At 59.1% G+C, this 17,169-nt stretch carries 14 protein-coding genes and 3 pseudogenes; 11 read left to right on the forward strand and 6 right to left on the reverse strand.

Annotated features, from left to right (window positions below):
- The 3 genes from E4K65_RS49250 to E4K65_RS44810 all read left to right on the forward strand — a co-directional run.
- The coding region (locus E4K65_RS49250; protein WP_235886023.1) for an aspartate/glutamate racemase family protein at nucleotides 1-697 on the forward strand (697 nt) is incomplete at its 5' end.
- A gap of 1,159 nt (nucleotides 698-1,856) precedes the next feature.
- Complete coding sequence (locus tag E4K65_RS44805) at nucleotides 1,857-3,053, forward strand: M20 aminoacylase family protein (RefSeq protein WP_135179526.1); 1,197 nt, start codon at nucleotides 1,857-1,859, stop codon at nucleotides 3,051-3,053.
- Between the two features lie 490 nt (nucleotides 3,054-3,543).
- Nucleotides 3,544-3,972, forward strand: coding sequence for a hypothetical protein (locus E4K65_RS44810; protein ID WP_135179527.1), 429 nt, complete (start codon nucleotides 3,544-3,546; stop codon nucleotides 3,970-3,972).
- A gap of 749 nt (nucleotides 3,973-4,721) precedes the next feature.
- Here the strand turns inward: E4K65_RS44810 and E4K65_RS48025 are convergent.
- Nucleotides 4,722-5,066: a hypothetical protein gene (locus tag E4K65_RS48025; protein ID WP_167771670.1), complete on the reverse strand. Its 345-nt coding sequence runs from the start codon at nucleotides 5,064-5,066 to the stop codon at nucleotides 4,722-4,724.
- 700 nt (nucleotides 5,067-5,766) lie between these two features.
- Here E4K65_RS48025 and E4K65_RS49255 point away from each other — a divergent pair.
- Nucleotides 5,767-5,892, forward strand: a complete 126-nt coding sequence (locus E4K65_RS49255; RefSeq protein WP_235886024.1) for a hypothetical protein — start codon at nucleotides 5,767-5,769, stop codon at nucleotides 5,890-5,892.
- A 126-nt stretch (nucleotides 5,893-6,018) separates the two neighbouring features.
- Here the strand turns inward: E4K65_RS49255 and istB are convergent.
- The 3 genes and pseudogenes from istB to istA form a co-directional block, all read right to left on the reverse strand.
- Nucleotides 6,019-6,768, reverse strand: a pseudogene (gene istB / locus E4K65_RS44825) (IS21-like element helper ATPase IstB); the annotation flags it as partial.
- Nucleotides 6,765-7,214 (reverse strand): hypothetical protein, encoded by a 450-nt coding sequence (locus tag E4K65_RS49260; RefSeq protein ID WP_235886025.1) that lies wholly within the window; start codon nucleotides 7,212-7,214, stop codon nucleotides 6,765-6,767. The pseudogene istB and the gene E4K65_RS49260, both read right to left, overlap by 4 nt.
- A 44-nt stretch (nucleotides 7,215-7,258) precedes the next feature.
- The gene (gene istA, locus E4K65_RS49265; protein ID WP_235886027.1) at nucleotides 7,259-8,182 is read right to left on the reverse strand and encodes an IS21 family transposase; all 924 of its coding nucleotides are present in this window, start codon (nucleotides 8,180-8,182) and stop codon (nucleotides 7,259-7,261) included.
- 984 nt (nucleotides 8,183-9,166) lie between these two features.
- Between istA and E4K65_RS49270 the strand changes: the two are divergent.
- The 6 genes and pseudogenes from E4K65_RS49270 to E4K65_RS48030 all read left to right on the forward strand — a co-directional run.
- Nucleotides 9,167-9,901: pseudogene (locus tag E4K65_RS49270) on the forward strand (transposase family protein); the annotation flags it as partial.
- A gap of 342 nt (nucleotides 9,902-10,243) precedes the next feature.
- Nucleotides 10,244-11,242, forward strand: a complete 999-nt coding sequence (gene eutB, locus E4K65_RS44845; protein WP_135179530.1) for a hydroxyectoine utilization dehydratase EutB — start codon at nucleotides 10,244-10,246, stop codon at nucleotides 11,240-11,242.
- 293 nt (nucleotides 11,243-11,535) lie between these two features.
- Complete coding sequence (locus E4K65_RS44850) at nucleotides 11,536-12,705, forward strand: M24 family metallopeptidase (RefSeq protein WP_135179531.1); 1,170 nt, start codon at nucleotides 11,536-11,538, stop codon at nucleotides 12,703-12,705.
- A gap of 325 nt (nucleotides 12,706-13,030) precedes the next feature.
- A complete protein-coding gene (locus E4K65_RS44855) occupies nucleotides 13,031-14,212 on the forward strand; it encodes a M20 metallopeptidase family protein (protein ID WP_135179532.1) in 1,182 nt (393 codons plus the stop codon).
- 336 nt (nucleotides 14,213-14,548) lie between these two features.
- Nucleotides 14,549-14,638, forward strand: coding sequence for a hypothetical protein (locus tag E4K65_RS50145; protein WP_430649060.1), 90 nt, complete (start codon nucleotides 14,549-14,551; stop codon nucleotides 14,636-14,638).
- Complete coding sequence (locus E4K65_RS48030; protein ID WP_167771671.1) at nucleotides 14,635-14,811, forward strand: hypothetical protein; 177 nt, start codon at nucleotides 14,635-14,637, stop codon at nucleotides 14,809-14,811. The genes E4K65_RS50145 and E4K65_RS48030 overlap by 4 nt, the downstream gene beginning before the upstream one ends.
- Before the next feature lie 306 nt (nucleotides 14,812-15,117).
- Here E4K65_RS48030 and E4K65_RS50150 read toward each other — a convergent pair whose 3' ends face one another.
- Entirely contained in the window at nucleotides 15,118-15,615 is a 498-nt protein-coding gene (locus E4K65_RS50150; protein WP_430649061.1) for a hypothetical protein, read from the reverse strand.
- Nucleotides 15,616-15,833: 218 nt separating this feature from the next.
- A pseudogene (locus tag E4K65_RS44870) lies at nucleotides 15,834-16,603 on the reverse strand (FAD-binding protein); the annotation flags it as partial.
- 294 nt (nucleotides 16,604-16,897) lie between these two features.
- Between E4K65_RS44870 and E4K65_RS44875 the strand changes: the two are divergent.
- A partial coding sequence (locus E4K65_RS44875) for an NAD(P)-dependent oxidoreductase (RefSeq protein ID WP_283813936.1) occupies nucleotides 16,898-17,169 on the forward strand: 272 nt, incomplete at its 3' end.

Genomic DNA, 17,169 nt, shown 5'->3' on the forward strand with positions numbered 1-17,169 from the left:
CCAAGGCTCCCTCGGAATTCTAAATCTCGAAAGGGGTCCAGCGCCTGCCGCGCCGAGGCTCGGCTCGATTCTGAACCCCACTACTTTCGATTTCCCGGTCATCTCGGAAACAGTCGCGGGGGCGTGGGCAGAAAACGTCATCCGCGGCGAGCCAGCGCTTGAGAGCGCATGTATTGCGGCTGCCCGTCGCCTTGTTCAGCGAGGCGCTGTTGCGATTAGCTCGAACTGCGGCTTCTTTATGCGTCATCAAGCTGCGGTGTCCGCTTCGGTGCGTGTGCCTGTGGTGCTGTCGAGTCTGCTTGTGTTACCTGCACTATTGCGGCAAGTGGCGCCGGGCGCCAAAGTCGCGATTGTGACAGCCGATTCAAAGCATTGCGATGAAGAGCTGCTCGGCGTGAGCGATCGAGCCGAAAGAGCTAGGCTAGTGATCGGCGGCTTGGAAGGCGGAAAATTATGGCACAATGAACTGCAGCGTCCGCCGCCATATACCGAAACCGCTGACATCCAGGCCGATACCATCGCGTGTGTTACGAGACTTCGACAGTCGTATCCGGATATTGTGGCTATTCTGTTGGAATGCACAGCATTGCCGGCGGTAGCGCCAGAAGTTCGGCGCCTGACCAAATTGCCAGTCTATGACATTACGGATCTCTGCAGGTTGACAATGGCGTCGATTGCTCAGGACGGCGTTCTTTGATGTAAAGCGTATGTAAGCATACCGCGACCGAAAGCGCGTGCTCGCCGGTCGCGCGCGCTTGGGCGCGCTCGCGCAGCTTGGAAGTTCGGATCGTGGCGCCTGGTAGGGAGGCCCATTGCCGGGTGTCCAGCGGGTCGGCGGAGGCAGGTGGCAGCCTCCGGCTCCCACAGAACAAAGTAGCCGAAGGGGGCGGTCACGATCTGCCTCAGCCACTTCCCTGTTCGGGAATTGGCCTGTGCATTCTGCGCCTCAGATCCTCTTTGATCTCCCTGAGCTTCGCTGGCATGCGGTCGTACTTCGTTATAGCTAAAATCGCCCGCTGCGCAATTTTCCGTAGATGAACGTGAACCTCAGAAAGGCAAAGGTCTCCGGTTGCCGAGGTGAGTTTTCTTCGGAGGGAGCGTAAGCGCAAACTCCTCAAGCCTAATTTAGCGCGCGCAAGCGATGGGCGTCGTACTCACGCTTGAAGCCCACCACCACATCGTCCGCACAGCGCACAATGATCATGTCGCCGGTCGCCTCACGCAGTCGCCCGCTTGGTCCACAGGTCGAGCACATAATGCAAGTAGATGTTGCCGACGAGCGGTCAGATCACCGAATCGTTCCCCGGTCATTGACGGCCATGATCCTTCTTCGAGAATACCCGCCTTCAACCACTTCCTGATCAGGCAGTGATGCGACGAGCCATGTCTGGTCGTTGATGGAGTATCGCTCTCGATACGCGCATCTCCCAACCCGTCACCACCCGACAAGTGCGAAGCTTCGAACGCTTTCACTATGACGCCTTACCGTTTGCCGTCGCCAAATCTTGTCTATAGCTCCCGATAGGCACTGTGCAGCCGAGGGTTACATCTGGTGGGGATACTGACCTCTAACCCACTTCAACTATGGGGATATTGGTACAAGTGGACCCCGTTCAGGAATCTAACCTTTGGGGCAGAATCTCACTTGTAGCCGGATATGCATCGAAATTCTGCGATTGAAGCCGCATATGAATCGTAATTTCGCGATTGCTCGACAGTATCAGTGAATTTCTGCGCGCCGTTCGGATAGCCTTGTTGGCAGCCTCGTCTCGGTTGTTTCGCGCATCGAATGTCAACGAGCTGGGCAAGCGCCGCGCAACCATGGTGTGCGTAGCTCAATGAAACGGGGACCCATCATGAAAGTTATACCCGAGATTCAGGCTGCTCAAGAAGAAATCAAGGCCTTGCGGCGCTGGTTACACGCTCATCCAGAACTCAGTTTTCAAGAGACACAAACTTCCGATCTCGTGGCCAAGACGCTGGAGGGGTATGGAATTGAGGTGCACCGCGGACTTGGCCGCACTGGCGTCGTGGGCGTCCTGCGATCGGGGCGCGGAGACCGAGCGATCGGATTGCGCGCGGACATGGACGCGCTTCCAATGCACGAACTCAACACGTTCGCTCACCGATCCCAGTATCCCGGCAAGATGCATGCTTGCGGTCACGACGGGCACATGGCGATGCTACTCGGGGCTGCCCGCCACTTGGCGCGTACCCGCGATTTCGACGGCACGATAGTGTTCATCTTCTCGCCAGCAGAGGAAAACGGGGCGGGCGCGAAAGTGATGGTTGATGAGGGGATTTTCAAAAGATTTCGGGTCGACGCAGTGTTCGGCTTGCACAATTGGCCGGGCTCGCCTGTGAACACCTTTGGCGTCAGGCCAGGCCCGATTTTGGCGGGGGCCGTCGACTTTGAAATTCGGATCGTCGGCGTTGGCTCACATGCCGCCCTTCCGCACAATGGCAAGGACCCGATCTTGACCGGTGCACAGATCGTCACCGCGCTGCAGGGAATCATCACGCGCAATAAGAACCCGCTGGACACGGCGGTGCTCTCGGTCGCCCAGTTTCACGGGGGCGAGGCCAGAAACGTGATCCCGGAAGTCGTGACGCTCGCCGGCACCGTAAGGGCCTTCAAGGACGCGACGCTTGAGTTAATCGAGTCCCGGATGCGCACGATCGTCGAAAACATTGCCTTGGCGCACGAATGCCAGGCCGAATTGAAGACTAAGCGGTGCCCGCCCACGGTAAACGCGCCGAACGAAACCCGCTTCGCGACCGAGGTGATGAAATCGATCATTGACGAGACGAAGGTAGACGTAGACGTCGAACCAACAACTGGCTGCGAAGACTTCTCCTACATGCTACAGGCCCGCCCTGGCACCTTCGCTTTCTTGGGCGCTGGAAATGGCGAACATCGCGAGCAGGGGCATGGGCCGGGACCCTGCGAACTCCACAATACGAGCTACGATTTCAATGACGAAATACTCACGCTGGGATCGACCTACTGGGTCGAACTGTCACGGAACTGGTTGAGGGGGCGCGCAGCGTAATAGCCATCGCCGATCCCATCGCGACGACAACGGAACAAATCCAAATCGAGAAACTGGAAACTGCAGGCCGGGCTCAGGGGGCCAACAGCAGCGACAACGCGCACGCCGAAGGCATCCTGCGGGGACACGTAATGCATCGCGACAAGCAGGAGGACTGACACGACATTACTTTGCGGCGTGGATCTGTGCGGAGAAAGGCCAGCTCCTCAATGCCCACATGGTAGCTCGGGCCGCCTGCGCAGCCGAGCATCTGGCGCAGGCGCGTCGATCTTTATCCTCAGCAGCTTGGCTGTATAATATTGTTCGAGGTCGCAATAAGGCCCGTAGCGGGTGGCGGATTCATGCGGCGACACCGCGAGCCTTGCAGAAATTAGCTCCGTCGGCCGGGCAAAACGCGAGAAACCGTCGCGATACCACGCGTAGAGTGAACCCCAGAAGTTGTTGAATATCGAACGCTTCGGACAGTTGGCATTCTTGTAGCGGAGGTACCATGAAAGCAATAGATCCGGTCGTCGGCGTCTGGGAATATAATTCGGAAAAATCGAAATATATTAACCCGCCGACGCCGTTCACTTACAAGTCCGCGACGCGAACGTATACGCAGGACTCCGAGGGCATCTCTAGCTCAATCAAGGCGATCTTGGCCGACGGATCACCGTTCTCCGAGGGGATGACCTCCCTGAAAATCGATGGCAAATACCACCCCCACTGGGGTAACTCCTTTATCGACACAATGGCTTATGAGCGGGTTGACACCCACACCTGTGTGTACACGGCGAAAAAGGGGGATAAGGTCATCGGAGGGGGAACCCGCGCGATCTCCCCCGACGGGAAGGTCCTGAGAATGACGTTCATTTACACGGACGCCGAAGGCATCGTGCGCGGACACGTAACGCATTACGATAGGCAGGAGGGCTGACACGTCTGCAGCCTTTGCGGCATGACTTTGCGCAGGCCATCTCCTCAAGCTGCCCGCATGCTCGCTCGATCCGCCCTCGAGTCGAGCATCGGGTGCTGGAGTGTGCATCGATTGGTGTGGGGCAGCTTTGCTGAACAATTGCGCCAGAGGATCTGGAGCGCTTCCTTTGTTGCGCACTGGATTGCGCGTGTATGCGACGCAGTCGGCCCCCGGCTTGCCGATCTCAGTGAATCAGGTGTCGCTCGGCGGAGCGACCGCGCTGGCCCTCAACCTTGCTGAAATTCTGCATCAAACATCACTTTTGGCCGCGTTTGATGCGCACAGTCCATTTACGTTTTGTTCTGACGTCCGAATGAAACCAATGACATGTTCTGCCTCCTGCCTACGTTGCAGGGGGATGTTCAAGAGGGTGCGGATAGAACATGAAGGCACTCTCGACGAGTGGGGCCCGAGTCGTGCCCCACAAGCGTCGGTGGGGCCGAATGGGGAAAGACTTGAACGACGCCTTGCATGGTACGCGTGATAAGCGCGGATATTGAAGGCCCAACAATTGGCGCCTGCGCTTGTCAATTTTTCTGCGTCCGTTCCCGTCCACTGGTCTGGTTGCGCTTCCTGTTCGGCTTTCCGGGCTATCTGTGGCCCTGGCCGACTGTCTGGTTCCTTATTGCGCTCGGAGTGTGGCTCTATCTCACCCCTTCACTGAAGGCGATGCGGGAGCTTAGCTTAGGGTCGACTGGATTTCGTTCATCCTAACGCGCAATGCTGGATTGGTACTGCTGGTCTACGGCGGCTTCCATGCCTTGCTCTACATCCAGCGGCGTCAAGGGACCGAGTTCAAGTATAATAACAAATGGCCCGACATAGGTAACCCCACATTTCTGTTCGGGAATCAGACCGCTGAGAATGTGTTTTGGACAATGTGCAGCGGCGTGCCAGTACTTACTGCCTGTGAGGTGTTCACATGGTGGATGATGGCTAATCGCTACATTTCCTTTGTCAGCTTCTCGGAACACCCGATCTACTTTTTCGTGCTGCTCGCACTCATCCAGTGTGGCGCGAGGCGCACTTCCATGCGATACATCGCTTTTATCCATTTAGGGCCGCTGTACAGAATAATTCATAAGTTGCATCAAAATAGCGTCAATCCCGGCCCGTGGTCCGGCCTGTCCATGCACACTTCTGAGCATATTCTGTACTTCACGAACGTCTTGATTCACTTTGTCGTGCCCACGCCCCCCGCTGCATGCGCTCTTCGAGTTACTTTCTGCGGCGCTGTCGCCCGCAAGAACTCACAGCGGGTTTGACCAGTCGTGGTGGTGGGCGAGCCGACTTTCCCCGCCGATCACTTTTTCACTATTTGCATCACAGGTATTTCGAGGTGAATTACGGCGACCGGACGCTTCCGTTCGATGAGTGATTCGGCACGGCCCACGATGGCTCGCAAGAAGCGGACGAGTTGTTGTTCAGGCGCCGGAAGGCCAAAAAGGTTAGCAAAAACGCGTGAGATGTAACGCATCGATCTTCAGCGGGTAAGATAACAGGTGCGCCAGGTTTTACGTGTTGTCTAAACGCCGTCATCAGTGGGGACTCTGTCCCCGATCACGCTGCATCATAAGCCAGCTGCTATCCAAGTCGAAGCAGAGGTAATCGCGTTGATCACGAAAACGACTACGAAAACAGGACAGTGGGTGCAGGCCTCCGCGGCCGACGCACTTGAGCAAGAGGTGCTGCGTTTCGACTTACGAATGGCTAACGTTTGTAATTGTTCGTTCGCCCGAGGGGACTTTCTACGCCATGGACGGTCATTGCTCTCATGAGCAAGTGCATCTTGCTGGAGGCATTGTCGATGGTCACTGTAGCGCGGCAATCTGGGTAGGAAGTGCGCGGCAATCAGGATGGCGAGGCAGTGTCGCGGCCTGATGATGATTGCCGCGATGATTGTCGCGCGCAAGAGTTTTGTTGAACTCTGATTGTCGCGCAGCGTCAATCAGCGACGGTTTTGGGTGTCGCGTGCGATGGCGGCCGTCCCGGACCGCGTTTTCGTTAGAGGGCGGTCCGTCTGCGATAGCTCTCGACGTTCATCTCGACGATGGTGGCGTGGTGAACGAGGCGATCGATGGCGGCGAGGGTCATGGCGGGGTCCGGGAAGACCCGGTTCCATTCGCCGAATGGCTGATTAGCCGTGATCAGCATCGAGCGTCACTCGTAGCGTGCACTGATGAGTTCGAACAGCACGCTGGTCTCGGCCTGATCCTTGGTGACGTAAGCGAGATCATCAAGGATCAGGAGATCGAAGCGATCGAGACGATTGATGGCCGCCTCGAGGTTGAGCTCGCGTCGCGCCAGCTGGAGCTTCTGCACGAGATCGGTGGTCCGGGTGAAGAGGACGCGCCATCCGTTCTCGATGAGGGCCAAGCCGATCGCTGCCGCCAAGTGGCTCTTTCCGCCGCCGGGCGGGCCGAACAGCAGCAAATTGGCGCCCTTGCCCAGCCAGCTGTCACCGGCGGCAAGCGCGGTCACCTGCGCCTTGGAGATCATCGGCACGGCCTCGAAGTCGAAGCTGTCGAAGGTCTTCCCGGCTGGCAGTCTGGCCTCGACGAGATGGCGTTCGGTGCGCCGGCGACCGCGTTCGGCGATCTCGTGCTCGGCAATGGTGGCGAGGAAGCGGGCCGCCGGCCAACCTTCCTTGTCGGATTGCTCGGCAAATTGCGCCCACAGCACCTTGATGGCTGGCAGGCGCAGCTCGTTGAGCAACAGATTGAGGCGCGCAATATCGACGGTGTTGGCCACGCTCATGCGGCACCTCCGGTCTCGGCGGTACCAATGAGGCATTCGTAGGTGGCAAGCGGCGCGAGCTGCACCACGACGTTCGGCAGGTGGGCGGGGTCAGGAGCGAAGTGAGCGCGCAGCCGGTTGAGTTCGGGAAGTCGGCCGGCGTCAAGGTCGGCCGTGAGCTGATCGGCGAACTCGGCTTCGCAGCCGCGCTCATGAGCGAGCGCGAGGAGATCGACCATGATCCGGCAGGCCTTCTTGTCCGGTAAGCGCTCGCGCAATCGGTCGAAGGCTCTCCGATAGCCCTCTCGCGGGAATAGCCTGTCCCGATAGACCAGATTGAGAAGCGCCATTGGCTTGCGCCGCAGGGAATGGATCACGTGCCGATAATCGACGACCTGGTCGTACTTGCCATTGGGATGCGGTCGCCCGCGCGGCAGGGTAAGGAGGTGCGTGCCGCCGACGAACACGTCGAGGTGATCGTCGTAGAGCCGCGCCCGCAGCCGGTGACCGATCAGGCGCGATGGGACCGGTAGAACACCTTGCGCAGGGTGAAGCCGCCCGAAGACGTCACGCGGACGATCACCTCTTCGTAGTCGGAGGTGCGGCGATCGGGCAGCTCCTGTAATACCACGCGTTCGCTATCGATCCGCTTGGCGTTGCGGGCATTGCGGCGGCTGACGATCTCGTCGATGAAGCCGCGATAAGTGGCAAGATCGTCGAAGTCGACAGTTCCGCGCAGCAGCAAGGCGTCCGCGATTGCTCGCTTAAGATGACCGTGTGGCCCTTCGATCGAGCCATTCTCGTGGGCGACGCCTCGATTGTTGCGGGAAGGCCGCATGCCGTAATGGGCACAAAGGGCCTCGTATCGCTGCGTCAGATCATCCCGTGCATCGCGATCGAGATTGCAGAATGCGGCCGACAGGCTGTCGGTCCGATGCTCCCGCGGCGCCCCACCGAGCGACCAGAGGGCATTCTGCAGGCCTTCGGCCAGGGCAACAAAGCTCTCGCCGACAAGCACGATGTGGGCATGCTCGAAGCCGCAATAGGCCAAACGGAAGTGATAGAGACGATGATCCAGCGGTGCGCCCGCGATCGTAACACCCAACTCGCCCATGTCTGTGAAGTCGGAGAGGCCGAGCTGGCCAGGCTCATGGATCTGGCGGAAGATCACCTCCTGCTCCTCGCCATGGATCGCCCGCCAGGCACGGATACGACGTTCCAGGGTACGACGGATACCAATGCCGAGATCAGGATGACGTCGGAGCATCTCCTCGAAGACCGCGACCGGGCGTAAGGTGCCGACTTCAGGATCGGGACGATCTCGGTCTCGAGCACCTCGCTCAACGGGTCCGGTCGTCGCCGGCCGCGGGGGGCCTTCTTTTGCGACGGAAGTCGGGAATCTCTCTCGATCCGATAAGCGGTCGACGCACTGAATGACGCCTTGGCCGCCGCCACTGGCGGGCTATCGGTCTGACGGTACTTCATGTAGAGCCTCATTTGGTGATCTGTGATGTGTCGGCCGGGCACGCGAGTGATTCCTCTTGGCGGAAGAACCACTTGCATAACCTGCCGGCCACGATCACCAGTCGGCGCGGTCCCTCGCGGATCGCGCCGACGCCGGGCTCGTAACTCCGGTCGGGCTACGCCCTCCCTACGTCACGAGCCCGGCGAACTCTCTCACCTTGATTGACGCTGCATTCCATCCTGATCGCCGCGCGACAGGTCACACTATAGAATGCCCAAAAACCGTCGGAACGTTTGACTACTGGACTGGCGAGGCCCTCGCTTCCGGTTTGCATTGACTTGTTCAGCTATGAGGTCAGGGTCTAGAATAACTTCCGTCTTCATCAGGATTTGAAAGTTGGCGAGAACGCTCGGATTCGGGGACGCTGCTCCGGCTAGTCTGCAAACGTGGCCGGCACCCTTAGATGCTTGAAGACGGGTCCCCCCGCTTTCAGCGGACGATGCAGTCCAGATCGGCTCGATACGTGCGCTTGAAGCTGCCCATGCCTAGTTCGTCGACCGTGAAGAACCTCTAAGCGGTTGAGCGGGAGTCGATTTTTGGAGCGGCGGGAGGTTGGAGATTGCAAGCCTTTTGCGTTTATAGGCGTGAAAGCTTGCAGTTTCATTTTACAATCGAACGAAGCCGCTGAGAGGCATTGAATCTGTCGCTGCAGTGGGAGTACCAGAAAGGCTTGCTGCCAGGTAATGCTTCCGCACAGGTTCGTACATGCGTCTGGCGATCGTCGACGATCATCGGTCTTGAATCTCCTTGTTGTTCGGACATAGCAGCGGCTGGTCAATCCGGCTTCTATGAAGTCGTGCTCACGATCGCGGCCCGCGGCTCCAGCGCGCCCGCGACCTCACAGAACCTCAAGATCTCCTCGAACGTAATTCCGTGGTTGCATCGGGGGAGACGATGCAACCCAGGGAACGACGGGACGGCGGACAAGCCGATCTTCTGCGCTCGCAACCGGACGCGACCATCGACATGGACCATGCCCTGGCGATCGACTGATCGTTCCTCGAGGGGCGGTCGGCGCGGTCTGCGATCAACTGAAACGCGCGACCAGTTCTTCTGCAGCGAGGAGTTCTTTCAGCACCGCCTGGTGTTCGACCGTTCCTCGCTGACGCGCTGGCGCCAGCGCGAGGAGAAGCTGCAAGCGCTGCTGCAGGAGAGCCTCTCGGTCGCCACCAAGACCGAAGCGATCAAGTCGTCCGACCTCAACCGCGTGATCGTCGAGACCAGGGGTGCCGCCCAAGAACGTGATGTTCCCGACTGATGCGCGGCTTCTGAACGGGCGCGCGAGATGGCCTGGCGTTGCGGCAATCCTATGCGCCGGGGGGCAAGTTAGCGTTGATCAAGAATCAGCGCTATGCCCTATGCCGAGCAGTTCAATCGCGCCAACCGAGCCTTGAGGACGCTCAGAACCTAACTTGGCCGCGTCATACGCGACATCATCCGCAGGATCGAACGCCGCGCCTCAGTGAGATTGTCCTATGCCGCATGCTGGCGCTGGCGGGACGGGTGCTTGCCCAGAAGCAGCACCGGCGTGGACCGAAGATCTACTCGCTGCACGCGCCGGAGGTGATGTGCATCGGCAGGGGCAAGGCCCCTTACGACTTCGGGGGCAACGTCTCCGTCGCCATGACGCAATGTAGAAGAGATGAGTTTTCAGCGCTCTCGCTCTCGGGACACGACTGCATCATCTAGCAGTCCCGCGGCAATCGAGGGCTAGTGACACGCGCTGCTTCACGCCTGCGAGACGATTGGTAGCCGGCGTCAGCCTTAGGTTCGATGCTATCCGCGCGAAAATGTCAGGATCGCTTCTGTTGGCGCAGAATTTCGGCGCCAGTTGCGTGGGTATTAAAGCAATCGCGCTCCAAGCCGGGCTATGCTCTGTCTATGACATCACGCCCCGGACAGGCCCTTGGAACGGTCTAGGACATCGCAGGCCTTTGCTGGGAGGCGATGGAGGCCGTCGTCTAACGCGCTATGATTGATCTCGGTACTATTCAGGATGCGCGCAGGCGCATAACCGCTCACATCCTCCCGACGCCACTCGTTCACTCGGCGGCGCTATCGCACAATTGCGGTGTCCCGGTAGAGCTTAAGCTCGAGCATCACCAGAGGACCGGTAGCTTCAAATTGCGCGGTGCCACCAACGCGATGTTAAAGCTCACAGAAGCCGAGCGGGCCCGCGGAGTCGTCGCCGCCTCGACGGGAAATCACGGTCGGGCCCTTTCTCACGCGGCCCGGGCGGTGGGTACGCGTGCAACAATCTGTATGTCCCGTTTGGTACCGGCAAACAAGGTCTCCGAAATTCGACTCCTCGGAGCGGACGTGCGGATTATTGGCGACTCCCAAGATGAAGCACAGCAGGAGGTCGAGCGCTTGGTAGCCCAAGACGGGCTCGTGATGCTGCCACCTTTCGATCATCCCGACATCATCGCCGGACAAGGTACGATTGGACTCGAGATCATCGAAGCGTTGCCGGATGTTGCCACAGTGCTGGTGCCGCTCTCCGGCGGCGGCTTGGCAGCCGGCGTCGCGGCTGCTGTAAAGGGTACGCGGCCGCATGCGAGGGTCATAGGGCTAACTATGGCACGAGGCGCGGCGATGAAGGCGAGCCTGGACGCGGGTCGGCCGGTGCAAGTTGACGAATTTCCTAGCCTTGCCGACTCACTCGGAGGCGGCATTGGCCTCCATAACAAGTTGACGTTCGCTATGTGCAGGGCTCTGCTCGATGACGTGGTCTTGCTGAGCGAAAGTGAGATCGCGGCTGGCATTCGTCATGCCTATGAAAGGGAACGCGAAGTCGTCGAAGGCGCAGGCGCCGTCGGTATCGCGGCCCTGATAGCAGGCAAGATCGCTGGATTGCGGGCACCGGTCACACTCGTTCTCTCCGGCCGGAATATCGACATGGAATTGCATCGCCGGATCGTGAACGGGCAGAGCGACCCGTTTGGAGAGGGGATGCCGTGCGAAGTATAAAAATACTATCAGAGTGGAATTTTGGAGGAATCGTGCCGCTCGACCTCCAAATCGCGCGGTGGGTTCCGCTGGCTCGCAATCCGGTTGCAGCAGCAGCCGTTCGATGGGTCATGGACGAGCTCGCCCAGGACGGGCAGAGCCTGTGAGAAAGCTGCCGGGCTTCTCGGCCGGCACGATCGCCACGGCTTGCGCATCCTGCGTGAGGGCAGCGAGGTAACACGGCAAAACAACTGAAGTCCTCGATTGCTGCAAGCTACATCACAATGTGAGATCTGACAGAAGGAGCTTAAGCCATGGCAATGCCAAAAGGACCGCAGGCCTTCCCGCGGGCTGAATATCTCAGAAGACTGTCCACAGTTAAGACTGAGATGGAACGACGCGAGATGGACGTGCTGGTCATCTCCACTCCGTCCAATATTACTTATCTCTCCGGTTACACGGCCAAATCCGGATACGTTCCGCAGGGATTGGTCATTTCCCTGGAAGAGGAAGAGCCAACCTTCTTGACACGCCGTCAGGATGCGCCGGCGGCAATGCATCAGATGTTCATCGCGAGTAACCGGGTCATCGGCTATCCGGAAGCCCTCATCGGCAACCCCGATATGGATGGCTTTGACGCGGTGATCGACTTCCTGCGTGACAATGGCCTTGGCAGAAGGCGATTGGGGCTTGAGACGAAGTTCCTTGCGGGACAATCAATCGAAAAATTCAAGAGAAAGCTACCGGCAGCCACGATTGGCGATTTCAGTAACGGCGTCACGTGGATCCGGCTCACCAAGTCAGATCTCGAGCTTGCAGTGATGCGGGAGAGCGCGGCCATTGCCGATGCGGGCATATTGCGGGCGAAGGAGGTCATTCGCGCGGGCGTGAGGGAGGCTGATGCGGCCGCAGAGATTATTGCCACGCTGGTGCGCGGAGCCAACGGCAAGCCTGGCACGGATCTGTCGAGCTTTTACCTGTGTGCCTCCCCGCGTTCAGCTACGCCCCACATCAGATGGAGCGAAGACGTTTTCCGCGAAGGCTCACAGATCAATCTTGAATTTGGCGGTGTGCGCCATGGCTACATTTCGCCCCTTATGCGGACGTTCTCGGTTGGAAAGCCTGCCGACCGCCTGCGTCGAGTTCACGAGGGCGAAGTTGCTGGTATGGAGGCTGCACTTGCCGCGGTAAAGCCCGGCGCTACCTGCAGTGATATCGCCGTCGCGTTCAATAGTACGCTGAAGAAGTATGGTTTCGAAAAGGACTCGCGCTGCGGATACGCTGTCGGGATCGACTGGCTCGAACCGACGGCCAGTCTTAAGGAAGGTGACATGACGGTTCTGCAGCCAAACATGACCTTCCACCTGATGTTAGGAAACTGGATCGACGAAAATTTCGGGTATGTGATCAGCGAAACATTTCGCGTTACCGACACTGGCGCCGAAACTTTTTCCCGCATGCCACGGGAGATCTTCGTAGTCTGATTTCGGGCAGTTGCTCGTTGCAGGAGAGAGCCAGTTTGCAGGGGCGCCGATGGCGACCCTGCAAATGCCATAGGGCAGGAGAGCAAGACCGTTTCGGTGCACGGCGGGTTGGACTCGAGCCGGTCACTGGTTGGCGTCGGGCCATCGTCCTTCCACCGAGAGCTGCGTCGAGCTCTTAACGCCATGAGGAATTCCTGCATCAAGGTAGAAAACGAAGACGATAGATGCGCGGTCGACCTGAATTCGGTTCATTTTGTGCTTCATCGTGGAGTAACTCTCAACCGAGCGGCGCCGTTGGACGGGCAAGAGAGAGGGTTCAAACCAGATGAGCACACGCAGCAACAGCTTCCTGTTGGACGCCGAGCGCGATGCGGTGATTGAGCTGCGCCATGCAATGCACCGCGAGCCCGAGCTCTCTAACGTGGAGTGGAAAACCCAGGAGCGCATTCGAGGCATACTGCAGCGTTTCGGTCTTAATGCCCCTAAGGTCTTCCACAACACTGGCCTCTACATCGACATCGAAGGTCGGGCCTCAGGTCCGAAGCGGTCGATCGCGGTGCGCGGAGATATCGATGCGCTGCCGATACAAGAGGCGCGCGATGATCTCCCGTATCGCTCGCAGGTCGACGGTGTCATGCATGCCTGCGGCCACGACATGCACGGCTCAATTGCGCTCGGCACGGCGCTCGCCTTCCATCGGTTACGCGACAATTTCGCGGGCAGGGTGCGCGTCTTCTTCCAGCCGGCGGAGGAAGCGGAGCCGCTCGGCGGGCGCACCGTGCAGCAGGAGGGACTGCTCGACGGCTTCGATAAGGCAGTCGGCTTTCACGTTAGTACCGAGATTCCGGCTGGAATGTTCGGCGCGCGCGAGGGTGCGGTAACCAGATCCGCCGACCAGTTCAGACTCACCATCACTGGCAGCCTTGCGCATGGTTCCTATCCCCATAAGGGAGTCGACGCCATCGCCATCGCCGCTGCATTCGTAAATGAGGTACAGAAGGTGGTCTCGCGCGAGATGCCGGCCGACGACGCCGTGGTCGTGTCGATCGGCACGATCCATGGTGGCACGGCGACGAACATCATCTGCGCCTCAGTCGTCATGGAAGGGACGATCAGGACGCGCAGCCCGGAACGTCGGGCGCTGTTGTGCCAGCGCGTGAGCGAAGTCGCCGAAGGGGTGGCTACGATGCATCGCGGGCGGGCCGAATGCATTATCCGTTCAGGTGAACCTCCGGTCGTTAACGATGCTGAAATGGTGAAGCGCTTCCGGCAGCTTGTCCACGACGTGGCCGGTCACGACGCGTTCAGAGACCGGAAGGAAGCAGCGGGCAGCGACGATTTCGGCTTCTACGCGGCATGCGTTCCGTCGATCTACTTCTGGTTCGGCAGTCGGGCGCCCGGCAATGACTCAAATGTACATACGCCGACGTTCGGAGCCTCCGACGACCTTGTCATCCCGACGACGGAGCTCACGGTCAGATACATCCTGGATCTACTGAATTCCTGAGACCCGCCCATCGATGCGCCCGAAGACATCGGTGCTTTACACCATCCGAGACGACCCTGGCCGCGCCATCAAGGTCGAGCGCATCTTTCAGTGGCAACTGGTTGGCCATCATTCGCTCGAGGGCTGGCCGGCACTTGGGCCGAAGGCGATCGCCGATTCAAGACAAGAGCAATCATTCCAAGCGTTGGCGAGGGCAACCACCATACATTCCTTTGGCCCACCAGGTGACATCATCATTCTGGACCTCACCACTGTGCTGACGGGGCCTTATGCTACTCAGATCCTCGCGGGCATGGGCCGGACGTCATCAAGGTGGAAAGTCCGGATTGCGACACCGTGCGGCAGATCGATCCGGGCCGCACTACGGGCATGGGCGGCATGTTTCTCAATACCACCAGGGGCCGGTGCCTTCGACGTGGAGCGTGACGCAGCCACAGGTCGGCGGACCGGCACCGGGCCTTGGCGAGCACGGCCGCGACATCCTGCCCGGCGCCGGTTTCTCGCGCGGCGAGATCGAACTACTAGTGAAACGCCGTCCTGCTGCTGCTCTCTTAAAGATCGGCGCGACGGAGACATTTGTGCAAAGGATCAATGGATAATTGACCTAGCGCGCCGAGGAGGCGCGCCTAGTGGCGGAATTGTTGGCGCGCTTCATTGCCGCGGAGATGCGCCCGCCAAAGGGGCGCACCAGTGCCGCTGAGACGCCCTGCGTTCGTCAATCTACGGGGGGCGCCTCGACCGCGTATGGCAAAGCCAACTAGGAGCCGCGATCGAAGCGAAAGTTGTGGTAGTTGAAAGGCCTTCGAGGGCGCGATGGCATACGTCGCGCACGCGCTCGCCACCGAATCATGCACCCTTGACAAGGTGGTGCGGCCCAAGGCGCATTACGCGTGAGAACACGACGATTAGAAGATGACCCCGGCACTGGCCCACACCTTAACGCCGATCCGATGCCGGCGATCAGTACGGTGCCGGAGACCTTCTAGCCTTTCTCCGGTCAAACCATTTAAATCCAGGCCATCGATCTGACTGTCGAGGTCGCCGGAACTTCGAATCCGTCCCGTTAGTATGCAGCGGTTTTCCGAACGGATCATGCGCAAGAGAAGCAGTCTAGTTGCAGTAATCACCAACGGGACCGCCGTGTTGGGACTAGGTAACATAGGAGCACTGGCATCAAGATTCCCCTTTGCGGTATAAAGAGTGCCTTGGATGGATCGGACACTAATTCCTGACATGGTAATGCCAACACCGGGCGAATACGCCAGTGACAAATCTGCTGCATCGCGCATATTCTTTGTGGCTACTATCTCGAGCTTACCTGGCCGCGGGTGGCGGTGATATGCCAGCGCCGCGCCGTGCAGTTGATCTCGACAAACTCCGAAATTTTTATCACTGTATTTCAAGGTAACTCCCCTTTCTCTGAGATAAAAATCCTGACCGAATAGGATCGTTGATAGTAGGAGAACCCGAGGGTATCGTTTCCTACCGGGCAAAAGCGCAACGCCCAAATGAGCTTCTTTTCTTTTAATTGGCTTTGATCTCACAGCTCGGCGGAGAAAATCCTACGTACTATTTTGGTATACGCACAAATGCGGCAAACGCCCGCCACCCCGCAGCTTCTTTAAATGCAAAGCAACCGCTTGAAAGGATTGCTACCTTCGCTGGCGTCCTTCCCGAGCTCCAGCAGCGCCTGCAACAGATCGGCAACAAGGCCGTCATCAGCGACCTGGAAGACTGAGCCTCCTCATCCTTGTTGATGACGACGATGACCTTGGTCTCCCTCATTCCGGCGAGCTGCTGGATCGCGCCGGAGATGCCGACCGCAATATAGAGGTCCGGCGCGACCACCTCGCCGGTCTGGCCGACCTGCTTCTCCTTCGGCGCCTAGCCGGCATCGACGGCCCGCGCGAGGCGCCCGTCGCAGCACGGAGGCTTGTCGGCCACCAGCTCGATGTACTTGCCGAAGTTCTCGGCATTCTGCATGGCGCGACCGCCGGAAATGATGATCTTTGCCGACGTCAGTTCGGGACGCTCGCTCTTCGACACCGCCTCGCCGCGAAGCTGGAGAGGCCGGGATCGGCCGCAGCATTGACGCTCTCGACCGCGGCACTGCCGCCTTCGCCCGTCGCCTGGAAGGTCGAGGTGCGCACCGTGATGATCTTCTTCGCATCCTTCGACTTCACGGTCTGGATGGCGTTGCCGGCGTAAATCGGGCGCTGACGTGTCGGGGGCGACCACCTTGATGATGTCGGAGACCTGCATGACGTCGAGCAATGCCGCGACGCACGGCATCACGTTCTTGCCGCGGAAGGTCGAGGGCGCGATGAAAGCATCGTAGTTCGCCGCCGGCGACACGATCGGCACCGCGACCGGTTCGGCGAGGTCGTGCGCACTAGGCCAGGCTTGGCCAGGCTTCCTTCGCCAGCAAGGCCAGCGAGTTCATGCCGCGGCGCATATCGATGTGACCGGTCGCAATCCTCACCCGTACGGCGGGCGGAATCGAGACCGACACAGCCTGTATAGTCACGCTGTGGAGTCTACGAGCCTTTTTCCTAGACGATCTCAGTCGCGTCTGGCTCCGGCAGGCTCCCCTGCTGGGACGATCACCCCTCCCCAGCCTGCGCCCGGATCCGTAACCCAAGAAGCTACGCTTCAGATGTCTTCGGCAAGGACGAACTCGCGAAAATGAAGCATTCCGCTTTTCTGATTAACGTTGCACGGGGCAAGCTCGTCCAAGAAAAGCCCCTACACGAAGCGCTTACCACTGGTCGTCTTAAGGGCTATGCCGCTGACGTGTGGTTCCGATACGATTTCGGTCGAACCTACCCAAGAGGGGATGTGCCTCGCCTGCAAATTCAAAAGCTGCCAAACGTCATCGGGTCTATCGATCAGGCCGCTAATGCCGATGACGTTCTTGAAAGGTATATCCATTGGGGCGCGGAAAATCTTGCGGAGTT

Source organism: Bradyrhizobium niftali, assembly GCF_004571025.1.
GTDB classification, from domain to species: domain Bacteria; phylum Pseudomonadota; class Alphaproteobacteria; order Rhizobiales; family Xanthobacteraceae; genus Bradyrhizobium; species Bradyrhizobium niftali.

Bases quoted from the DNA above. Each gene is read 5' to 3' on its own strand.
- eutB (WP_135179530.1), top strand. From the start codon at position 10,244: ATGATTGATCTCGGTACTATTCAGGATGCGCGCAGGCGCATAACCGCT.
- E4K65_RS44805 (WP_135179526.1), top strand. From the start codon at position 1,857: ATGAAAGTTATACCCGAGATTCAGGCTGCTCAAGAAGAAATCAAGGCC.
- E4K65_RS44850 (WP_135179531.1), top strand. From the start codon at position 11,536: ATGGCAATGCCAAAAGGACCGCAGGCCTTCCCGCGGGCTGAATATCTC.
- E4K65_RS44810 (WP_135179527.1), top strand. From the start codon at position 3,544: ATGAAAGCAATAGATCCGGTCGTCGGCGTCTGGGAATATAATTCGGAA.
- E4K65_RS44855 (WP_135179532.1), top strand. From the start codon at position 13,031: ATGAGCACACGCAGCAACAGCTTCCTGTTGGACGCCGAGCGCGATGCG.
- E4K65_RS48025 (WP_167771670.1), bottom strand. From the start codon at position 5,066: ATGGATAAAAGCGATGTATCGCATGGAAGTGCGCCTCGCGCCACACTG.
- E4K65_RS49255 (WP_235886024.1), top strand. From the start codon at position 5,767: ATGGACGGTCATTGCTCTCATGAGCAAGTGCATCTTGCTGGAGGCATT.